The following is an 18,628-nucleotide window of genomic DNA, read 5'->3' as shown; positions in this document are numbered from 1 at the left end:
GCAAGCGTCTACCAACGCTGCGTCACCCGTACCGAGGGATTGTTCAGAATGGCCAAGTCTTTCTTCAACCTCTACAGCCACGATTTCGCGCGGGTCGCCGTCGCGGTGCCGAACTGCCGCGTCGCCGATCCCGCGTTCAACGCAGCGCAGACGATCGAGGTCGCGAAACAAGCCGCCGCGCGCCGCGCCGCGCTCGTCGCGTTCCCCGAGCTGGGCCTCTCCGCCTACACCTGCGACGACCTCTTCCATCAACGCGCCCTGCTCGACGCATGCGAAGAAGCGCTTGCTCAAGTCGCAGCGGCATCGGAGCGCTTGCCGCTCGTACTGATCGTCGGGCTGCCGCTCCGCGTCGAGCACAAGCTCTTCAACTGCGCAGCGATCGTGTCAGGCGGACGCATCCTCGGCATCGTGCCCAAGAGCTATCTGCCGAACTACGGCGAGTTCTACGAGGCGCGTCAGTTCAATCCGGCCGATAGCGCATCGGTCACGCAGGTCGATGTCTGTGGCCAGCAAGTGCCGTTCGGCGCGCATCTTCTCTTCGACGTTCCCGGCATCCCGTTCTTTCGCTTTCACGTCGAGATTTGCGAGGACGTATGGGTGCCGATCCCGCCCTCGTCGTTCGCCGCGCTCGCGGGCGCGACGGTGCTCGTCAACCTGTCGGCGTCGAATATCGTCGTGGGCAAGTCGGGGTATCGGCATCAGCTCGTCGGGCAGCAATCCGCGCGCTGCCTCGCGGCATACCTGTACACGTCCGCCGGCCGCGGCGAGTCCACCACCGATCTCGCGTGGGACGGCCAGGCGCTGATCTACGAAAACGGCTCGCTGCTGGCGGAGTCCGACCGCTTCCTGAACGAGTCGCACGTGTTATGTGCAGACATCGATCTAGAACGCCTCTCGCGCGAACGCATGAAACAGACGACGTTCGGCCAGACCGCGCACCGGCATCGCGATGAGGTCGCGAAATTCAGCGTGGTGCAGGTGCCGTTCACGATCCCCGAGGATGAGCATCTGCCGCTCGAACGCGCGGTCGAGCGCTTCCCGTACGTTCCCGCCGATTCGCGCCGCCGCGACGAACGATGCAGCGAGGTTTACAACATTCAAGTGCAGGCGCTGATCCAGCGGCTCGGGGCATCGAAGATATCGAAGGTTGTGATCGGCGTTTCGGGCGGCCTCGATTCGACGCATGCACTGCTTGTCTGCGCAAAGGCGATGGACCGCCTCGGCCTGCCGCGCTCGAACATTCTCGGCTATACGATGCCGGGTTTCGCGACGAGCCACCGCACGCTGCAGCAGGCGAAGGATCTGATGAAGGTGGTCGGCTGCTCGGCCGAGGAGATCGACATTCGCCCCAGTTGCCTGCAGATGCTGAAGGACCTGGGGCATCCGTACGGCGAAGGCACGGAGCAGTACGACATCACGTTCGAAAACGTACAGGCGGGGGAACGCACCAATCACCTCTTTCGTCTCGCGAACTTCAACAACGCGATCGTGATCGGCACCGGCGACCTGAGCGAACTCGCGCTCGGCTGGTGCACCTACGGCGTCGGCGATCACATGTCGCATTACAGTGTGAACGCGAGCGTGCCGAAGACGCTGATCACGCATCTCGTGCGCTGGGTCGCGGAGTCGGGACAGATCGGCACTTCAGGAACGGAGGTGCTCGAGCAAGTCCTCGATACCGACATCAGTCCCGAACTCGTGCCGGGCAAGTCGAGCGGCGTGCTCGAACAGAAGACCGAGAGCGTGATCGGGCCGTATGAATTGCAGGACTTCAGCCTCTACTACATTCTGCGGTTCGGCTTCACGCCGTCGAAGGTCGCGTTCCTCGCGCATTCGGCGTGGAAGGACAAGGAGCAAGGCGCGTGGCCCGAAGAGGCCCACGTCATGCGCAACCAGTACGCGCTCGCGGACATCAAGCGCAATCTCTCGATCTTCGTCGATCGCTTCTTCAGGACGAGCCAGTTTAAACGGTCCTGCATTCCGAACGCGCCGAAGGTTGGCTCGGGCGGATCGCTCTCGCCGCGCGGCGACTGGCGCGCACCGAGCGATTCGGAGGCCACGGTCTGGAAGCAGGACGTCGAGCGCATCCCGGAGTCGGCCGACGGCGAAGCGTCATGAGCACGCGCGGCACGGTTATTGCGACCCACCATCGACTTTGAGCATATTCCGGCCCCACACAAACAAGGAGCAAGCAATGAGTGACGACACCTCAAATTCATCCAATGGTGGTACTTCAGCGCAAGGCGTGAAGCCTTCGATCCGCGCGACGTCGCGTCCTTCGGACGATACGGACGGCTCGTCCGCCGCAGCCGCCACGAAGTTCGAAGCCGCACGCAAGTTGCGGCTGGTGCAGGGAAAACTCTCGGAGGCGCAGGACAACCTGAAGCTCAAATACCGCATGGCCGCCGATACCACCGACGACTTCGTGCACGACAACCCATGGAAAGCGATCACGATGGCGGCGCTCGCCGGACTCGTGATCGGGATGCTTGCAGCGCGTTAAGCTAGTGCGCAGGAAAGGCAGCTAGGCAGGCGTAGAGATCGTCGATCGGCATGGGCTTCGCGAAGTAGTGATCGAAGCCCGCGTCGTCGGCGTTTTCGCGAAAATCGGGCGTGGTGTAGCCGCTCAGCGCCACGAGAAAGAGCGCGCGCCCGAGCGCCTTCTCGCGTAGACCGCGCGCAACTTCGAAGCCGGTTATGTCGGGCAAACCGATATCGATGACCGCCACCGTCGGCATGAATGCGTCCGCCGCATCGAGCGCCGATGCTCCATCGTAAGCGACCTCGCACTCGTGGCCGCTCATCGTCAATAATGCTTCGAGCGCTTCAGCAGCGTCGCGGTTGTCATCGACGATCAGGATGCGTTGCGCGCGCTGCTGCGGCGCCATGACCATGTTGATGACATCGTCGGGCAGCGGCTCGTACACACGCGGCAGTTTGACCACAAACGTCGTCCCGCGCCCGACTCCCGAGCTCTGAACATCCGCCGATCCACCGTGATCCTGCACGAGGCGCTTCACAACGGTAAGACCGATGCCGAGCCCCGCATCCTGCCGGCCGATCGCGGTCGATGCCTGCGCAAAGAGATCGAAAACGCGCGGCAGCATCGCAGGCTCGATGCCAATGCCGTGATCCGTCACCTCTATGACCACCTCCTGCTCCGAGGCCTCGACCTTCACGACGATCTCATCCGGCTCCGACGTATAGCGCGCCGCATTGTGCAGAATATTGCTGAACACCTGCTTAAGCCGCGCGACGTCGCCGCGTACCAGCACGGCCTCTTGCGGATAAACCGTCCTGATCCGGTGCGCGCGCCGCGTGACTTCGGCGGCGGTCATCTCCAGCGCACCGGTGATGAGATCGTCGATGCGCGCGACTTCCGTATGCAGATCGACCTTGCCGCGCGTGAGCCGCGATACGTCGAGCAGGTCGTTGACCATGCGCGACAACTGCGCCGTCTGCCGTCCGATCAGCGCGAACGTATCGGCCTGTTCGCCCGTTGCCGGTTTACCGCGTCCGGCCACTTCGAGCGCGAGGCTGATCGCCGCGAGCGGATTGCGCAACTCGTGCGCGAGCATCGCGAGGAACTCGTTCTTGCGCACGTCCGCTTCTTCGAGCTCGGTCTGCTTGCGCCGCAATTCGCCGAGCGTCAGCAGCATTTCGCGATTCTGCTGCTCCAGTTCCTCGACGGGCGTCTGCGCCTTGCGGCGCGTCAGTTGATCGACGAGCACGCTCAGCTTGTCGAGCGTCAGGCGCGGCTTGTCGCGCGGCAGCAGCATCTCAATCGTGACGGTCGTGCCGCGGCCCGGTTCGGTATCGACGTTGAACGCATCGGCCATGCGGCGGCTGCCGGGCAAGCCCATGCCCGGCGTGCCTTCATGATGCACGCCGCTCAAAATCTGATCGAGCCTCGCGATACCCGGCCCCTTGTCGGCGATCTGCGCCACGATGCACTGCGAATTCGCGTGCTCCGCCGAATCGCCGACGAGGAACGTCAGCGTGCCGCCACCCGCGAATTGCACGGCATTGCGCGCGATTTCGGAGACTGCCGTGACGAAGCGCGTGCGTTGCAGATCGTCGAGGCCGAACAGCTCGCCGATCTGCCGCGCGCGATCGCGCGTTGCGACAAGACTCAGGTTGCTCGCGATCGGCGTGGAGAGGATTCGATGCAGCATGTCAGGCCGCCTTGACGACGACGATCGACGCGTCGTCGTTGTCGCGCGCGAAGTCGCGGTGCAGCACATGCGCGATGACGACCGGATGATGTCGCAGCAGGTCCGGGTGGCGATTCAGGTTCCAGCGCGTGGACAGGCCGTCCGTCGTCGCGATGAACACGCTGCGCACGTTCCAGTCCACCGTGCTCTCGCGCACGAGCCGCATGTTGTAGCCGACGGTGCCATCGGTCGAGACGAGATGCTGGTTGACCTCGCCCGTGTTCACGATCGCGACGATGTTGCCGACGCCCGCATACTTCATCGATTTCGCCTTCGGATCGAACTTCGCTGCGGCCATCACGGCGCCGCGTGTCGAGCGCATCGCTTCGTGCGCCGCGCGCAGGACGTCGGCGGGCGTGTCGTCGCGATTGCGCTGGCGGAACACGTCCACCGCGCGGCGCGATGCCTCGCTCGCGAGCGGTCCGTGGCCGAGCCCGTCGAGCAGCGTGAGCCACAGGATGCCGTCGTCTTCGAGCGCGCTCCAGGCGTCGCCGCAAATCTGCTGGCCGAGCTTCGGCGTCGATTTCGCACCGATGGTCCATGCGCACGGCTTCGCGGCGCTTGCGCCCTTGCTCCCGATGCGCGCGAGCAGCACGGTGCCACCGCCCGCGATCGAATAGAAATCGAAGAGCGCAGACTGCCGCTCGATGGTGCCGAGTCCCGCACCGAGACTGCCACCAGTGGAAAAACCATCCGTGCGCGCAGCCTCGACATTGACGATGCCCGGCCCCCGGTCCACTGCCACGATCTCCAGCCCGCTGCCCGTGCAATCCGCATAAGGCGCGATGTGGATCGTGCCGCTTCTCGCATACTTGAGGATGTTAGTGGCCGCTTCGCTCACGACAAGTGACGCGTCGGCCTGGACACGTTCGGTAAGTTCGAGTGACCGCGCGAGCGCGACGACCGAGCGCCGCGCGTGCGCGACGCCGCTCTGGTCCGAAAGATTTATCGTCGCTTCCATTGCACGATGCTCACGCGAGTCCCGCTGCCTACTGCCGAAGTAATTTCGAATTCATTGACGAGCCGCCGCGCGCCGCCCAAGCCGAGGCCCATGCTCTTGGCCGTGCTGTAGCCGTCCTCCAGCGCCTTCTCGATGTTGGGAATACCCGGACCCTTGTCCTCGAAAATCAGTTGAATGCCTTGCCTGCCGTCCTTCTCCAGCTCGATGAGCGTGAGCGTTCCCCCCTGGCCGTGCACGATCGTATTGCGTGCGAGTTCGCTTGCGGCCGTGACGAACTTGGTCCGCTCGAGCGTGCCGAACGAAAGCCGCATTGCCCAGTCCTGCACCGCTTTGCGCGCAAGGTTGACCTCGCCGGGCGTGCGAATTTCCAGGACGACCTGATTTAGCGTGACGATGAAGATTCTCCCGCGTCCGCCGAGGCCTTCAGCATGGCCATGCCCTTGTCGACGTCGAGCGCGGTTCGAATTCCCTTGAGCGTCATGCCGAGTTCCACGAGCGTGATCGCAACCGCGGGACGCATGCCGACGAGCACCGTCTCCGCATCGAGCACGCGCGCCATCGCCGCGATATGCCCGAGCGTGCGGCCGATGAACGAATCGACGATCTCCAGCGCTGAAATATCGATCAGCACGCCGCGGGCCCGGGTCTCCGAGATACGCGTTGTAAGGTCTTCCTGGAGACCCAGCACGAGTTCGTCATGCAATTCGATCTGGATCGACACCAGAAGAAACTCGCCCAGCTTGAGAACCGGAATCTGCTCCATCTTCAATCGCCCGATTTGACCGCGCCCAGCTTGGTAACGGTAAGGTTGACACGGCGCAGCGCGATCTTCAGCGCCTCCGCAAGCGTCGCTTTTGTCACCACGTCGCCGAGATCGACGCCAAGATGGACGATGGTTTGCGCAATCTGCGGACGAATGCCGCTGATGATGCATTCCGCGCCCATCAGCCGCGCGGCCGCCACGGTCTTCAGCAGATGCTGTGCCACGAGCGTGTCGACGGTCGGCACCCCGGTGATGTCGATGATCGCGATCGCCGCTTCGTTCTCGACGATCGCGTTGAGCAGACCTTCCATGACGACCTGCGTGCGTTCGCTGTCGAGGGTGCCGATGAGCGGCAATGCGACGATCGAATCCCACAGTTTGACGACGGGCGTCGTTAAGTCGAGCAACTCCTGCTGCTGGCGTTCGATCACTTGCTGACGTTCACGTTGATACGAATCGACGGTGACAAGGCCGAGCTTGTCGAGCACCTGGCTCAGTTTCCAGAATTCTTCCGCGAGACGTTCGGGGCTTGCTTTGAATGCGTCGCGCAGTGCGTCGAACAGCGGCTTTTTCAGCGAGAAGATAAAGACGGCCGTTTCCGAGGAGGTGAAACCCTGAATCACGCGTTCGCGCGAGAGCGCTTCGAGGTGCAGGCGCACGCTGTCCCAAGCCTGGCCTGAAAGGTCCGCATCGTAGTCGTTGGCAACAGCCCGCGCAAATTGTGCGAGGAAAGCGCGCGACGATTCCTTGAGCTCGGCTTCGGAAATCACGCCCTGGCGCGCCGTCGCGAGTTGTTCGTTGATCCAGTCAGTCAGAATGTTCGCTTCGTGCTTGCCGACGATATCGGCGAGGCCGTGAGGTTCGCTCAAGTGCTTCTCCAGTTTTGTGTTCTTGGTTTCCTAAACCGGCAACATGATATAGCGGTTGGAGAAGGCATGAAATCTATTCGACACGCAAAACGTTTGCGTGGGGTGCTTTAGCGGCGGCGATTGCCGATCGTCAAGGCTAATTGGCAATAATTACCCAAATGGATTTATGCAGGAATTATTGCCGAGGCGGCTGCGGATTGTTCGCCGGATTCGTATCGAACTTCATGACGCGTTCGATGCCGTCCGGACCGGCAAGAGCCGTCAATTCCGCGTGCAATTGATTGGCCGTTTCTTCGCGGTAGATCTCTTCACCGTCCACGTACACGGTAAAGACCCTTAGATACTTCGCCTTCTTCTCCGGACTATCGACCGACGCGCGCGTCCACTCATAAAGCGGATAGTTGTCGGGGTCCGTTCTTTCCGCTTCGGTCACGTAGTCCATGAATGCGTCGAACTGGGACTTCAGCGTGGCGTTATGCGCGCGCAAGATGTCGTGAAGCGGGTCGAGTGCGGGATCGGCGCTACCCTCGCGCAACGCCTCCGCGAATTTCGCCGAAACCGCGATCCTGATCTGGAATTGCCATGTGCTTGCCATGCTCTCCTCGCTTTCGATGATTTATGCGTCGCTGGCATAATCCCATGGACTTATTTTGCACGCGTCGGAATTCATGATCCCGTTAGTCGTTGTTCCCTTACCGCCGGAGTGTCCAGCCGATGTTTCGCTTTGGCGCATCGATATCGCATTTGGCGCGCGATTAGACGATCCGATGTTTGCTTCGCTCTCCGATGACGAACGCACGCGCGCCAACGCCTTTCATCGCAGCATGGATGCGCTGCGGTTCGCGATGGTTCGCGCGGCATTGCGCGGGTTGCTGGCGGAACGGCTCGGCATCGCGGCTAAAGACGTGCGGTTCGTCAGCGACAAGGCGGGACGTCCATCGCTAGCGGATGAGAACACGCACGCCATCGATTTCAACGTCTCGCATTCGGGCAATCATGGGCTGATCGCGTTGTCAGTGCGAAGACGCGTCGGGGTGGATATCGAAGAGCGTGCGACGCAATTCGACTGGCGCACGGTAGCGGAGATCGCGCTCAGTCCGCACGAGCGCGATGCCGTCGGGCAACTCGATCTCCAAGCGCAAACGGACGCCTTCTACGACATCTGGGTCACGAAGGAAGCGATATTGAAAGCGCTCGGCGTGGGCATCACGAAGGGCCTGCAGCACTTCTCCGTGTGGCCTCGTCGCGACGACGTGCAAGGCATCGCCACCACGCCGCTTTCCATGCCGCCGGGTTACGCGGCTTGCCTCGCATGGTCGGCGGCTGCGTTCAGAACTTGAAGTCGCTGAAAAACTTCTCGCGCTCGATGACGGTCAGCGCCGCGCGCTTGTGCGGGAAGTCGAATTCCTTGAGCGTGTAGAACCCCATCCGGTGCATGTATGCGATGTGCCGCACGTGATCGACGCGCGGTTCGCCCACGAGCCGCTGCGTGCGCGGTTCGTCGATGAACATGTAGTGCAGCACGCCGCTCCACCACGCCCTCAATTTGCCCGCGCTTTGAAACTGCGGATCGCCGATCAAAAGATGCAGGCCGCGGTCGAAATCGCCCGCGTCGTAGAACGGACCAAGGCGGTCTTCCTGCGCCCAGTAGAACTCGAAGTAGCCGAAGGGCTTGTCGTCGAAGTAGCCGATCATCGGATGCATGTGCGGGTCGGCGCGACGTTCCGCGAGATACGCCGCATGCTCGGTGCGCGTGCCCCTCTGGTCCCAGAAGTGCGCCACGCGATCGAGGTTCATCCATGCGCTGAAAACATCGGCATCGGCCTCCGGGTCAGCGGTGCGCAAGCTAAAAGTCATGTCGATCTGCGGAACGTGGCGCTCGTAGATCGTGCCTTCCGCGTTAATAGGACGCACCGGATGGCGCCGCCCGTTGGTCTCCGTGTAGCTAAGCGGCATGTCGCCCGATGCGCTCGCCTTGAGCCAGGGACGCTGCTGCTGCCAGAAGGTACGGCGCGAAGTCGTAAGCAGCAACTGGCCGTCGCGATGAAGCGCTTGGTCGACCACGCCTTCCGCAATCGCTCGCTCGACGAAGGCATTGGTCGATATCGCTTCTGAAAGTGGCAAAGCAAGCGTCGCGCTCTGGCGGTCCGCTTCGGGGCAGAAGAGTTCGCCGAGCGCGGGCAAGAGCGCTTCAGGCGCAAGATCTAATCGCCACGCAAAGAGCGTGCGGTCAATCGGTGTATCGATAGCGGCGGTCAAACCGGCCGTCGCCTCAGGATGAAAACGTACGTTCATCGTCATGTCTCCGGCATTTGACTGGGTGGTGTGCGTCGTGGCTCGAAATCACACGACGCGTTGAAGACGCCATGTTCAGATCACCTCCTTCGCAAAACTCTCGGCCATCGTCGCGAGGCCGCCTTCGAGCGCGGGAAAGAGGCTCTTGTTGAAGTTGTTCCAGCGCAGTTCGAGGATCGTGTCGTTCGGGTCGATGTCGGTTTCGAGCAGGTCGAAGATCACTTCGCCCGAATCGATGCCGTTATCGACGTAATGAAACGACGCGCCGGTTTTATCGACCGGTGGCACGGTCCGCGTCTCACGCGTGAACCAGTCGATGACCTTCTCGCCGCGCGCGCCATATAACGCATCGAGCGTCGCATAGGCGCCGCGTCGCTCGTAGCGCGAACCGAGGCGCGTCACGCCCGGATGGATGTTCGCAATCCGCCGATGAAAGAGCGCACCGGGCCGCATGAGTTCATCGAGGATCACGAGCAATCCGTCGAGCACGACGAAATCGGCTTCGAGTTCGATCAGCTTGTCGAGCAGTTGCCGCTCGAAAGCGCTTTTCTGCGCAACACGCTCCGGCGCATTGAGCGGCAAGCGCCGGTAAGCCGAAGGAATCGCATGCAGCAGGCTGTTCACGGACTTGCCCTGCACCTTCAGGTTCGACGGATAGATCCACTGCTTGCCCGGCGTGCACGAAAAGCCGTAATGCATGAGCTTTTCCTGATCGACGGGCGATCCTTCATCATCGTCATAGATGACGCCGTCGAGCGAGTAGAGATCGCCGAGTTCCGTTTCGTTGAGCCGCCCGACGAGATATTCGAGCGGCGACTTCATGTAGCGCAGGCCACCCTTGTATTCGATCTGCTGCCCGGCGCGATCGGCTGCGGCATTGCGCAGCGACAGGATATAAACGAGTTTCTTCTTGGACATGGATCACCAGTTGTAGCGGGCGCTCGCGATCACCGTGCGCGGATTGCCGTAGAAGCACGCCGATGACGACTGGCAGCCGCTCACGAACGTGCGATTGAAAATGTTCGAAGCGTTCACCGCGAAGCGCCAATGGCGATTGTCATAGTGAACGGCCGCGTCGTACACGGTGTAGCTCGGCACGTAGAGTGAGTTGTCGGCGGCACCCGCGAGGCCGCTTTGATAGCGGATACCCGCCCCGACACCGAAGCCTTCGAGCGGGCCCGCGTGCCACGTATAGTCGGCCCAGAGCGAGGCCATCTGACGCGGCAGCGGAATCGACACCGGCCACTTGCCGAGCGTGTCGTCGTTCGCGTCGATGTTCTTCACGTCCTGATACACGTAGGCTGCGATCACCGACAGATCGCGCGTCACGTTGCCGACCGCGCTCAATTCGATGCCGCGCGAACGCACTTCGCCCGTCTGCACGGAGAACGTGCTGGTGGGATCGGTGGGATCGGGCGTGAGGACGTTCGTCTGGTTGATCTGATAGACGGCCGCGTTCAGCATCAGGTTCTTGCCCGCCGGCTGCCAGCGCAGGCCCGCTTCAATCTGCCGGCCTTTAGTCGGCGAAGGCAAACCGCCGTCGGCCATCTTCACGCCGATGATCGGATTGAACGACGTCGAATAGCTGATGTACGGTGAGAGCCCGTAGTCGCCGAGGTAAGTCAGCCCGACGCGGCCCGTGAACGCGCTGTCGTTCTGCTTCGTCTGCGTACCGCCGACGACGTCGTTGAGCTTCGTATCGGTCCAGTCCTCGCGGCCGCCGACCGTCAGCACCCAGCGCTGCCACTTGATCTGATCCTGCGCGTAGAGACCGAACGAATCGAGCGTCGTGCGCGTATTGGTCTGGCCGAACGAATCGGGGCCGCCGAAGATCGCGGTCGATACCGGCGTGTAGACCGGGTTGTACATGTTGAGGCTCGGCCCGAGCGCGAGCCATTCGCTGTCGGTCGAGTTCTGGCGGTTGTATTCGAAGCCGAGCAGCACGGTATGTTCGATCGGTCCCGTGCCGAAGCGCGCCTGCGCCTGGTTGTCGATGTCGAAGCGGCTGTAGTTCGGCTGGAAGAGCCCGGCATAGCGCGAGAGCGTCTGCTGCGTCGAATCGCTCGCATCGAGACCGCCGCCCCACACCGCGCCGTTATCGAGCGAGAGATGCATCCAGCGCGTGTTCTGGCGAAACGTCCACACCGGATCGAACTTGTGCTCGAACTGGTAGCCGACCGACCACTGCTTCTTGCGATAGTACGAATACGTCGGGTCGCCCGTGTAGAGATTCTCGGAGATCCTGCCGTTCGGATTCGGCAGCACCGTGCCCTCCGCCGGCAGGAAGTTGTTCGACGCATCGCCCCAATCCTGCAGATAGCTCGCGGCAACGGTCAACGACGTGCTCGCGTTCGGCTGCCACGTGACCGAAGGCGCGATCGAAAAGCGCTGCTCCGCATGCGGTCCGGTCAGCGAATTGCCATCGCGCCCGACCGCGAGCACGCGATAGGAGAACGTGCCGTCCTTGTCGATCGTATCGCCGATATCGAACTGCACTTGCTTGCGTGCATAGTTACCAAGCTGCATGCCGACCTCGCGGATTCGCTCGCCATTGGCGAGCTTGCTCTGCACATCGATGATCGCGCCCGGATCGCCTTGTCCGTACAACACGGAGGTCGGGCCGCGCAGGATCGTGATGCTGTCGATCATGTACGGATCGACGCGCCAGCTCGAGAGGTTCAGCGTATTGGGCACCTGCAATCCATCGACGAAAACAGCCGGCGTGAAGCCGCGTAGCGCCGAGTACCAGTCGGAGCGAACGTCCGCGCCATACGACGAAAAGCCCGGCACGTAGCGCAGCGCTTCGTTGATGCTCGTCGCGCCCGTCTCCTCGATCTGCGCGGACGTGACGACGTTGATCGTCTGCGGAATTTCATCGATTGGCGTATCGGTCTTCGTGCCGGTCCTGCTGCGGCGCGCGACGAGACCAACCGTACCCTCGCCTTCCGACGATGCGCTGACCTTCACCGCGGGCAGCGTGTTCGCTACTGCAACGTCCTGTTCCGTGTTGCCTGTGCTTTGCGCATGCGCTGCTGCGCAAAACGCGAAGCTCACCGCCGCGGCGATCAAGCTTCGACGCGTTCGTATTGCCCACTCCATCTTTCCTTTCCCCCGTGATGCGATTTCATTTTTGTTTCAGATGGCGAATGCCATGTGCGCACCATCCTTGTTGCGCGTTTGATTGGTGTTCGTCGGATGATCCGTCGATGCATGCTCGGCAAGGGATGCCGCGATCTCGTCCGAGCGCAGCGCGAGCACAGAGAGCAACGTATCGGAGAGACCGTGGCTGTCTTCGCAGCAGCCTTGCAGATAGATGCGCGGCTTGAAGTGATCAGGCGTCGCGAGCCGATAGTCGCGAGCGACATCGCCCTCGTTCAGCGCATCGCCGAGATGCGGAGCCAGGCCGTCGAGGAGCGCGAGATGCGTGTCGCGTCGATAGCCCGTCGCAAGCACGAGCGCATCGAAGCGTTCGGCGCGCGCGTTGCCGTTCAGGCCGTCGCGCATCGTGAGTTCGATCTGGCCGTTCGCAGCACGCACGGCCGCTTCGATCGCGGTATTCGCGAGCAGCCGATGCCGCGCGTTGTCCGCCACGTTCTGCAGATACAGCATCTCGTAGATCTGCTCGATGAGCGGGCGGTCCACCACCGCGTAATTGGTGTCGCGAAAGCGCTCGATCAGCGAGCGGCGGCCGTCCTTCGACTGCGCGTAGACGACGTCGGTATAAGCGGGGCTGAAGATTTCGTTGACGAACGGCGTATCGTCGGCGGGCTTGAGCGCGTTCGAACGAATCACGAGGCTCGCATCGACATGCGGGAACCGGCGCCCCAGATCGACGAAGACTTCCGCCGCGCTCTGCCCCGCGCCGATCACCGCGACGCGCTTTTTCGGCGCACGGTCACCTGTTCCAACGACGCGATCGATCGACGTCAGATAAGCCGACGAATGGATAACGTTGTGCGGCCCGAGCGCGGCGAACGCCTCCGGCACCTGCGCTGTTCCGCCAACGCCGACCGAAAGCGAGCGCGTCACACGTTGCCGCTCATTGCCTTCGTCATCGCGTGAGAACACGCGCAACGCATCGACCTCGCTGCTGCCCTTCGATGCGAACACCGGTTCGATCGACGTGACGGTTTGCCCATAATGCACGCGCTGATCGAACGCGTCGGCGACCCAGCGCAGGTAGTCGTGAAACTCGAGCCGCGTCGGATAGAAGCTCCTCAGGTTGACGAATTCGTTGAGGCGTCCGCGCTCGAACAGGTAGTTGATGAACGTGAAGCGGCTCTTAGGATCGCGCTGCGTGACGAGGTCCTTCAGGAAGGAAATCTGCATCCGGCAGTCGTCGAGCAGCATCCCGCGATGCCAGCCGAACTCGGGCTGCCGCTCGACGAAACAATGCGCGAGCTTCGAGGTCCGCGCCTCTTCCGCAAGACGCACCGCCAGCGAAAGATTGGACGGACCGAAGCCGATGCCGATCAGATCGAAAACTGTTTCCTTGTGCATGTCTCTGCTCTCACTCGGTTCTTATTGATTGATGGCCGGCGCGTGTTCCGCTCCGGCCGGGACTAGTGCTTCGCGCACGACATGCCTGCCGAGTCCCGCGAAGTTCGGCGTGGCGAAGACATCGGAGATTTCGATGGCAAAGCCAGCGCGCTGCGCGGCATCGACGAAACGCACGACGTCGAACGAGGTGGCGCCTGCTTCGAAGAGGTCGTCGTCATGCGAGAGGGACTGGCCGTCGAAGAGATCGCGCCACACGCGTTCGAGTGCTTGTGCTGCGCGTCGTGCTTTCGCACGGGCGGCCGTATCGAGCAGCGGTTGCGGCGCTGCTTCGACATACGGCGTGCAGGCAAAAAGCGCATGTGCTTCGCCGAGCGCGTCATGCGGTGCATCGACGAACTGCTGTACGGCTGCGAGATAGTCGCTCGACAACGCCTCGACGAACGCCGCATCGACGAGTTCGTTCGCGTAAGAAAACGCGCCCGTCACGCGGCCGTCCGGATGCTCGACGATATCCAGTTCCAGTTCGAAGACGACGCGATGACGCACGTCGTTGAACTCGTCGAGCGCGAGGCCGGCCCAGTCGCGATTCGCCGCGCCTGCCGGGCGCAGGTAGTTGAACATCACCTGGAACAGCGGATTGCCGAGGCCTGCGCGCGGCGCGCTCAACGCGGCGACCACGTCCGCGAACGGCGTGTCCGCGTGGGCGTAGGAGGCGAGCGCCGTGTCGCGCACGGTGTTCAGGATCGTCGCGGGCGAATCGTCGCGGGTGAGCCGCGTGCGCACGACCACCGCGTTGATGAAGAGCCCGAGTGCGTGACGTGCTGCGTCGCCGGTCAGCTCGCGTGTCGAGGCGAGCACGCCGACGGGTTGATCCAGCGCGCCCGTCACGCGATAGAACGCGACGTTCAGCGCGGCGTGCAGGAGCATTGGCAGCGTCGCGTGGGCGTCGAGCGACATCGAGCGGGCACGGCGCACGAGCGCATCGTCGAACTCGAACGCGATGCGGCTCGCAGACCACTGAGGATCGCTCGCGCGGCCCGATGCGGGCGCAGGCAACAGGTCCGACGGAGCGCCGTCGAGTGCATCGCGCCAGAAGGCGAGGCGCGACGGAGGCGCGGACGCGGGCAGCGCGGGCCACGCTTGCGTGACCACTGGCGCAAGCGATGCGCTGGCTTTGAGTGCGGCGTAAGCGCTGCGGATATCTTCGAGCCAGAGATCGATCGAATGCCCATCCGACACGATGTGATGCACGACGAGCGACAGCACGTGATCGTCGTCGGCGAGACGCAGGAGGCGCGCGCGCCAGAGCGACTTCGCGTCGAGCAGATCGAACGGCGTGAGCGCGTCTTCGTCGGTCAGCGCGGTGGCGCGCGCGACGCGTTGCGCATCGTTCGTCAGATCGATCACGGGCAATTCAACTTCACATGCCGTGTCGATGCGTTGGCCGGGCAACGCGCCGTCGCGTTCGACGATGCGCGTGCGCAGCGCCGGATGACGCGCGGCGGCTTGCGCGAACGCTTCGCGCAACGCGTCGATGGCGAGTGGACCGCGCAGCCGCAACGCGACGGGAATGTTGTACGCAGCGCTTCGCGGCTGCGCGCGCCACAGGAACCACAAGCCGAGCTGCGCGGCCGATAGTGGCAGCACGCCTTGCGCATCGGCCACCACAGCAGGCATCGCGACACCAGTCGCACCTTCGGCCACTCGTGCACGCGTCACACGCTGCGCATACTGCGAGAGAATTGGCGCCTCGAAAAGCGTGCGCACCGGCACGTCGCGCGCGAGCCGCTCCGCGACACGCGTCGCCACGCGCACCGCTGCGAGCGAATGCCCGCCGAGTTCGAAGAAATGATCCGCTCGACCGATCCGCTCCGCGCCCAGCATCTCACGCCAGATCGCGGCAAGCGCCGCTTCGGTGCCGGCTTTGGGCGCCTCGTAAGCCCGCTCGCGACGCTTCGGCTCGGGCAGCGCCGCGCGATCGACCTTGCTGTTCGCATTGCGCGGCAGCGCGTCGAGCACGACGATATGCGCGGGCACCATGTAGTCGGGCAGCGTGTGGCGCAGATGCGCGTCGAGTTCAGCGGCATCGGCGCGGGCGGCGCGCACGCGCGCTTCATCGGTCAGTTCGACGTAAGCGACGAGCGCCGCCTGCGCGCCCTTTCCGTTCACGACCGCCACCGCTTCGCGCACATCGTCGTGGGCGGCGAGTTGCGCTTCGATCTCGCCAAGCTCGATCCGCAAGCCGCGCAGCTTCACCTGATGATCGACGCGGCCGATGAAATCGAACACGCCATCGGCACGGCGCCGCACGAGATCGCCTGTGCGATACAACCGCGCTCCCGGCGCGCCGAACGGATCGGGCAAGAAGCGCTCGGCCGTGAGCGCGGGCCTATCGAGATAACCGCGTGCCACGCCCACGCCCTCCCCGCCCAGATACAGTTCGCCCGTCACGCCGACCGGCAGCGGATTCAGCCGCGCGTCGAGCACGTGAGCCGTGCGCGCGCCAACGAGCGTGCCGATCGGCAGATAGGCGCTGTCGGCGAGTTTCGCGGGATCGTCGCCGGAGTTGAACATCCACAGCATCGGCGTGATGACGGTTTCCGTCGGCCCATAGCCGTTGACGATGCGCGCGTTCGGAAACGCCCGGCGCATCAGCGCGAACGCCTCACGCGACGTGGCTTCCCCGCCGACGGTCAGCGAACGCAGCGTCGGCGGCGCGCCGTGCGCGAGCGCCCATTCGGCGAGCTGCGTCGCGCAACCGGGCGGCACGTAGGTCATCGTTACGCCTTCGCGTGTCATCAGCTTGCAGGTGAGCGCAGGCGGCCACAGCGTATCGGCCGTCACGGCCACTGCTGCGCCCGACATGTACTGCGAGAACCAGCCTTCGTGGGCGCCGTCGAAATTCACCGACTGGAACAGCAGGAAGACATCTTTCCCGCCCGCGCCGTAGCGCTTCGCGATCGCCGCGCAATGCAGCGCAAACGAACCGTGATCGACGATCACGCCCTTAGGCTTGCCTGTGGAGCCCGATGTATAGATCGCGTAGGCCGCTTGTTGCGGAGCGACGGCGGGCAGCGTGACGTTCGATGTCGCGTCGTCGTCGAAGAGAGATTCGTCGTCGATCAGCCAGACGCGCGCGTGCTCGGACACGGGCAGCGTGGCCAAGCTCGCGCGCTCCGTGACGACGTGCACGATCTGCGCATCGTCGAGGATTTGCGACAGGCGTTCGCGCGGATGGCTCGGATCGAGCGGCACGAACGCGCCGCCCGACTTCAGCACCGCGATCAAGCCGACAAGCAGATTTACCGAGCGTCCGAGCGCGACGCCCACGCGCATCTCCGCGCTCACGCCCGCCGCAACGAGCCGTTGCGCAAGACGCGTCGCGCGGGCATCGACTTCGCCGCGTGTGAGGGATCGGTCCGTATCCGCGACGCCGCGTGCATCGGGCCGCGCGCGCGCATGATCAGCGATGCGCTCGTGAACGGGCTTGAACGCTTCGGCCTCCTTCGGCGCGTTATCGTTCCACGCGTCGAGCTGAGCGCGCTCCGCGTGCGGCAGCCATTGCAGATCGCCGACAAGCGCATCGGGTGCATCAAGCGCATTCGACAGCAATTCGACGAAGCGTTGCGCAAGCCGCTCGACGGCATCAGCTTCGAAGAGATCGAGCGCGTAGATGAAGCCTGCATCGATCGAACCGTCGTCTCGTTCCTCGAAGCTCAGCGTCAGATCGAACTTCGCGAACGGCGTGCCCGACGGCAACTCTGTCATGCGCACGTCCGCGAGCGGCGGCAGCGGCCGCCGCGCGCCATACGCGGCCATCACCTGAAAGAGCGGATGATGGCTTGCGCTGCGCACGACGCCCAGCGCCTCGACCACCTGTTCGAAGGGCACGTCCTGATGCGATTGCGCATCGATGAGCCCTTGCTGCGTCGCATCGACGAGCGCGGCGAACGGCTCGTTCGGATCGACGCGCGTCGCGAGCGTCAGCGTGTTCACGAAGAAGCCGATGAGGCCAGCCGTCTCGCCCCGCTCCCGATTCGCCGACGGCACGCCGACCTGGATATGCGTCTCACCCGATGCACGCGCGAGCAGCGCGTCGAGCGTCGCGAGCAGCACGGCGAACGGCGTTGCGCGGCGCGCATTGGCGAGCGCCTTCACGCGTTGCGCGAGCGGCGTATCGAGCCTGAACAGATGCCGCGACGCGCGCGCACTGCGCTGCGCAGGACGCGGTGCGGCGCCCGGCAACATCAGCACGTCGCGCGTCGGATCGAGCCGTGCCCGCCAGAATTCGAGCTGACGATCGCGTTCGCCCGCATCGAGCCAGCGGCGCTGCCAAAGCGCGTAATCGGCGTACTGGATCGGCAGCGGCGGCAACGACACCGCTTCGTTCCTCGCATACGAGCGATAAAACGATGCAAGTTCCGCGAGCGCGACATCGGCGGACCAGCCGTCCGAGACGATGTGATGCGTCGTGATCGAGAACCAGTGCGTCGTCGCGTCGAGGCGGATCAGGTGCACGCGCACCAGCGGGCCGTGAGTCAGATCGAAGGGCAATGCTTCATCGGCAGCAGCGATGGCGCTTGCACGCGCTTCGCGTTCGGTGGCGGGCGCGCCGCTCAAATCCACTGCGTGCCACGGGCAGCGCATCGGCGCATGCACCGACTGATGCACGCCGTCCGCGCCTTCCGCGAACGTCGTGCGCAGCGCCTCGTGGCGCGCGATCAACGCATCGCACGAGAGACGCAGCGCGTTCGCATCGAGCGCGCCATCGAGACGCAGCCGCTCGGTGATGTGATACGCCGCTGGTTCGTCGATCATGCGCGCGTGGAGCCACAGACGCGTCTGCGCAAACGACGCCGGCACGCTCGCCGCACGCTCGGCGCGCGGTGGAATGGGCAGCAGGCGGAAGTCGATCCCCGCTGCATCGAGCGTCGTCAGGAAGGTCTTGCGCTGCGCGTCGGGCAGTTTCGCAAAGCGCGCCGCGAGTGAGAGCAAATCGGGTCTTGCAGTCGTCATCCGTCGATCC

14 protein-coding genes are annotated in these 18,628 nt (G+C 63.6%); 3 read left to right on the top strand and 11 right to left on the bottom strand.

The annotated features are described in order from the left end of the window. Positions 1–48: 48 nt before the first annotated feature. Both AWB67_RS11915 and AWB67_RS11910 read left to right on the top strand, forming a co-directional pair. Positions 49–2,118 carry an NAD(+) synthase gene (locus AWB67_RS11915; protein ID WP_087656444.1) on the top strand — a complete coding sequence of 690 codons (2,070 nt, stop codon included), beginning with the start codon at positions 49–51 and terminating at the stop codon, positions 2,116–2,118. A 76-nt stretch (positions 2,119–2,194) separates the two neighbouring features. Further along, on the top strand, positions 2,195–2,503 hold the full coding sequence (locus tag AWB67_RS11910; RefSeq protein WP_087656443.1) for an ElaB/YgaM/YqjD family protein: 309 nt from the start codon (positions 2,195–2,197) through the stop codon (positions 2,501–2,503). Position 2,504: 1 nt separating this feature from the next. Here the strand turns inward: AWB67_RS11910 and AWB67_RS11905 are convergent, their stop codons facing one another. The 6 genes from AWB67_RS11905 to AWB67_RS11880 all read right to left on the bottom strand — a co-directional run bounded on the left by AWB67_RS11905 (position 2,505) and on the right by AWB67_RS11880 (position 7,402). Next, a complete protein-coding gene (locus tag AWB67_RS11905) occupies positions 2,505–4,175 on the bottom strand; it encodes an ATP-binding response regulator (RefSeq protein WP_087656442.1) in 1,671 nt (556 codons plus the stop codon). 1 nt (position 4,176) lies between these two features. Then, positions 4,177–5,175 carry an ATP-binding SpoIIE family protein phosphatase gene (locus AWB67_RS11900; RefSeq protein ID WP_087656441.1) on the bottom strand — a complete coding sequence of 333 codons (999 nt, stop codon included), beginning with the start codon at positions 5,173–5,175 and terminating at the stop codon, positions 4,177–4,179. Further along, positions 5,160–5,540, bottom strand: coding sequence for an anti-sigma regulatory factor (locus AWB67_RS11895; protein ID WP_268808006.1), 381 nt, complete (start codon positions 5,538–5,540; stop codon positions 5,160–5,162). The genes AWB67_RS11900 and AWB67_RS11895 overlap by 16 nt, the downstream gene beginning before the upstream one ends. A gap of 17 nt (positions 5,541–5,557) precedes the next feature. Next, positions 5,558–5,938 (bottom strand): STAS domain-containing protein, encoded by a 381-nt coding sequence (locus AWB67_RS11890; RefSeq protein ID WP_087656439.1) that lies wholly within the window; start codon positions 5,936–5,938, stop codon positions 5,558–5,560. 2 nt (positions 5,939–5,940) lie between these two features. Beyond that, the gene (locus AWB67_RS11885) at positions 5,941–6,807 is read right to left on the bottom strand and encodes an STAS domain-containing protein (protein ID WP_087656438.1); all 867 of its coding nucleotides are present in this window, start codon (positions 6,805–6,807) and stop codon (positions 5,941–5,943) included. A 175-nt stretch (positions 6,808–6,982) separates the two neighbouring features. Further along, positions 6,983–7,402: a hypothetical protein gene (locus AWB67_RS11880; RefSeq protein WP_087656437.1), complete on the bottom strand. Its 420-nt coding sequence runs from the start codon at positions 7,400–7,402 to the stop codon at positions 6,983–6,985. 172 nt (positions 7,403–7,574) lie between these two features. Between AWB67_RS11880 and AWB67_RS11875 the strand changes: the two genes are divergently transcribed. Further along, positions 7,575–8,147, top strand: a complete 573-nt coding sequence (locus tag AWB67_RS11875; protein WP_327365729.1) for a 4'-phosphopantetheinyl transferase family protein — start codon at positions 7,575–7,577, stop codon at positions 8,145–8,147. On the opposite strand, the gene AWB67_RS11870 is transcribed toward AWB67_RS11875, so the two are convergent. The 5 genes from AWB67_RS11870 to AWB67_RS11850 all read right to left on the bottom strand — a co-directional run bounded on the left by AWB67_RS11870 (position 8,137) and on the right by AWB67_RS11850 (position 18,618). Further along, positions 8,137–9,102, bottom strand: coding sequence for a GNAT family N-acetyltransferase (locus AWB67_RS11870; RefSeq protein WP_087656558.1), 966 nt, complete (start codon positions 9,100–9,102; stop codon positions 8,137–8,139). The genes AWB67_RS11875 and AWB67_RS11870 overlap by 11 nt on opposite strands. 75 nt (positions 9,103–9,177) lie before the next feature. Further along, positions 9,178–10,020 carry a formyltransferase family protein gene (locus tag AWB67_RS11865; protein ID WP_087656436.1) on the bottom strand — a complete coding sequence of 281 codons (843 nt, stop codon included), beginning with the start codon at positions 10,018–10,020 and terminating at the stop codon, positions 9,178–9,180. Positions 10,021–10,023: 3 nt separating this feature from the next. Next, positions 10,024–12,201, bottom strand: a complete 2,178-nt coding sequence (locus AWB67_RS11860; RefSeq protein WP_087656435.1) for a TonB-dependent siderophore receptor — start codon at positions 12,199–12,201, stop codon at positions 10,024–10,026. Positions 12,202–12,237: 36 nt separating this feature from the next. After that, positions 12,238–13,602, bottom strand: coding sequence for a lysine N(6)-hydroxylase/L-ornithine N(5)-oxygenase family protein (locus AWB67_RS11855; RefSeq protein WP_087656434.1), 1,365 nt, complete (start codon positions 13,600–13,602; stop codon positions 12,238–12,240). Between the two features lie 21 nt (positions 13,603–13,623). After that, positions 13,624–18,618: a non-ribosomal peptide synthetase gene (locus AWB67_RS11850; protein ID WP_087656433.1), complete on the bottom strand. Its 4,995-nt coding sequence runs from the start codon at positions 18,616–18,618 to the stop codon at positions 13,624–13,626. Positions 18,619–18,628: the final 10 nt, after the last annotated feature.

It is taken from the genome of Caballeronia terrestris (assembly GCF_001544515.1).
Lineage (GTDB): Bacteria > Pseudomonadota > Gammaproteobacteria > Burkholderiales > Burkholderiaceae > Caballeronia > Caballeronia terrestris.
Note: the sequence above shows the minus strand (reverse complement) of the source record. Positions and strands in the feature narration are given on the sequence as shown.

What these genes read in the sequence shown, in the direction of transcription:
- AWB67_RS11915 (WP_087656444.1), top strand. Translation starts at nt 49, where the DNA reads ATGGCCAAGTCTTTCTTCAACCTCTACAGCCACGATTTCGCGCGGGTC.
- AWB67_RS11910 (WP_087656443.1), top strand. Translation starts at nt 2,195, where the DNA reads ATGAGTGACGACACCTCAAATTCATCCAATGGTGGTACTTCAGCGCAA.
- AWB67_RS11905 (WP_087656442.1), bottom strand. Translation starts at nt 4,175, where the DNA reads ATGCTGCATCGAATCCTCTCCACGCCGATCGCGAGCAACCTGAGTCTT.
- AWB67_RS11900 (WP_087656441.1), bottom strand. Translation starts at nt 5,175, where the DNA reads ATGGAAGCGACGATAAATCTTTCGGACCAGAGCGGCGTCGCGCACGCG.
- AWB67_RS11890 (WP_087656439.1), bottom strand. Translation starts at nt 5,938, where the DNA reads ATGGAGCAGATTCCGGTTCTCAAGCTGGGCGAGTTTCTTCTGGTGTCG.
- AWB67_RS11880 (WP_087656437.1), bottom strand. Translation starts at nt 7,402, where the DNA reads ATGGCAAGCACATGGCAATTCCAGATCAGGATCGCGGTTTCGGCGAAA.
- AWB67_RS11875 (WP_327365729.1), top strand. Translation starts at nt 7,575, where the DNA reads ATGTTTGCTTCGCTCTCCGATGACGAACGCACGCGCGCCAACGCCTTT.
- AWB67_RS11870 (WP_087656558.1), bottom strand. Translation starts at nt 9,102, where the DNA reads ATGAACGTACGTTTTCATCCTGAGGCGACGGCCGGTTTGACCGCCGCT.
- AWB67_RS11865 (WP_087656436.1), bottom strand. Translation starts at nt 10,020, where the DNA reads ATGTCCAAGAAGAAACTCGTTTATATCCTGTCGCTGCGCAATGCCGCA.
- AWB67_RS11860 (WP_087656435.1), bottom strand. Translation starts at nt 12,201, where the DNA reads ATGGAGTGGGCAATACGAACGCGTCGAAGCTTGATCGCCGCGGCGGTG.
- AWB67_RS11855 (WP_087656434.1), bottom strand. Translation starts at nt 13,602, where the DNA reads ATGCACAAGGAAACAGTTTTCGATCTGATCGGCATCGGCTTCGGTCCG.
- AWB67_RS11850 (WP_087656433.1), bottom strand. Translation starts at nt 18,618, where the DNA reads ATGACGACTGCAAGACCCGATTTGCTCTCACTCGCGGCGCGCTTTGCG.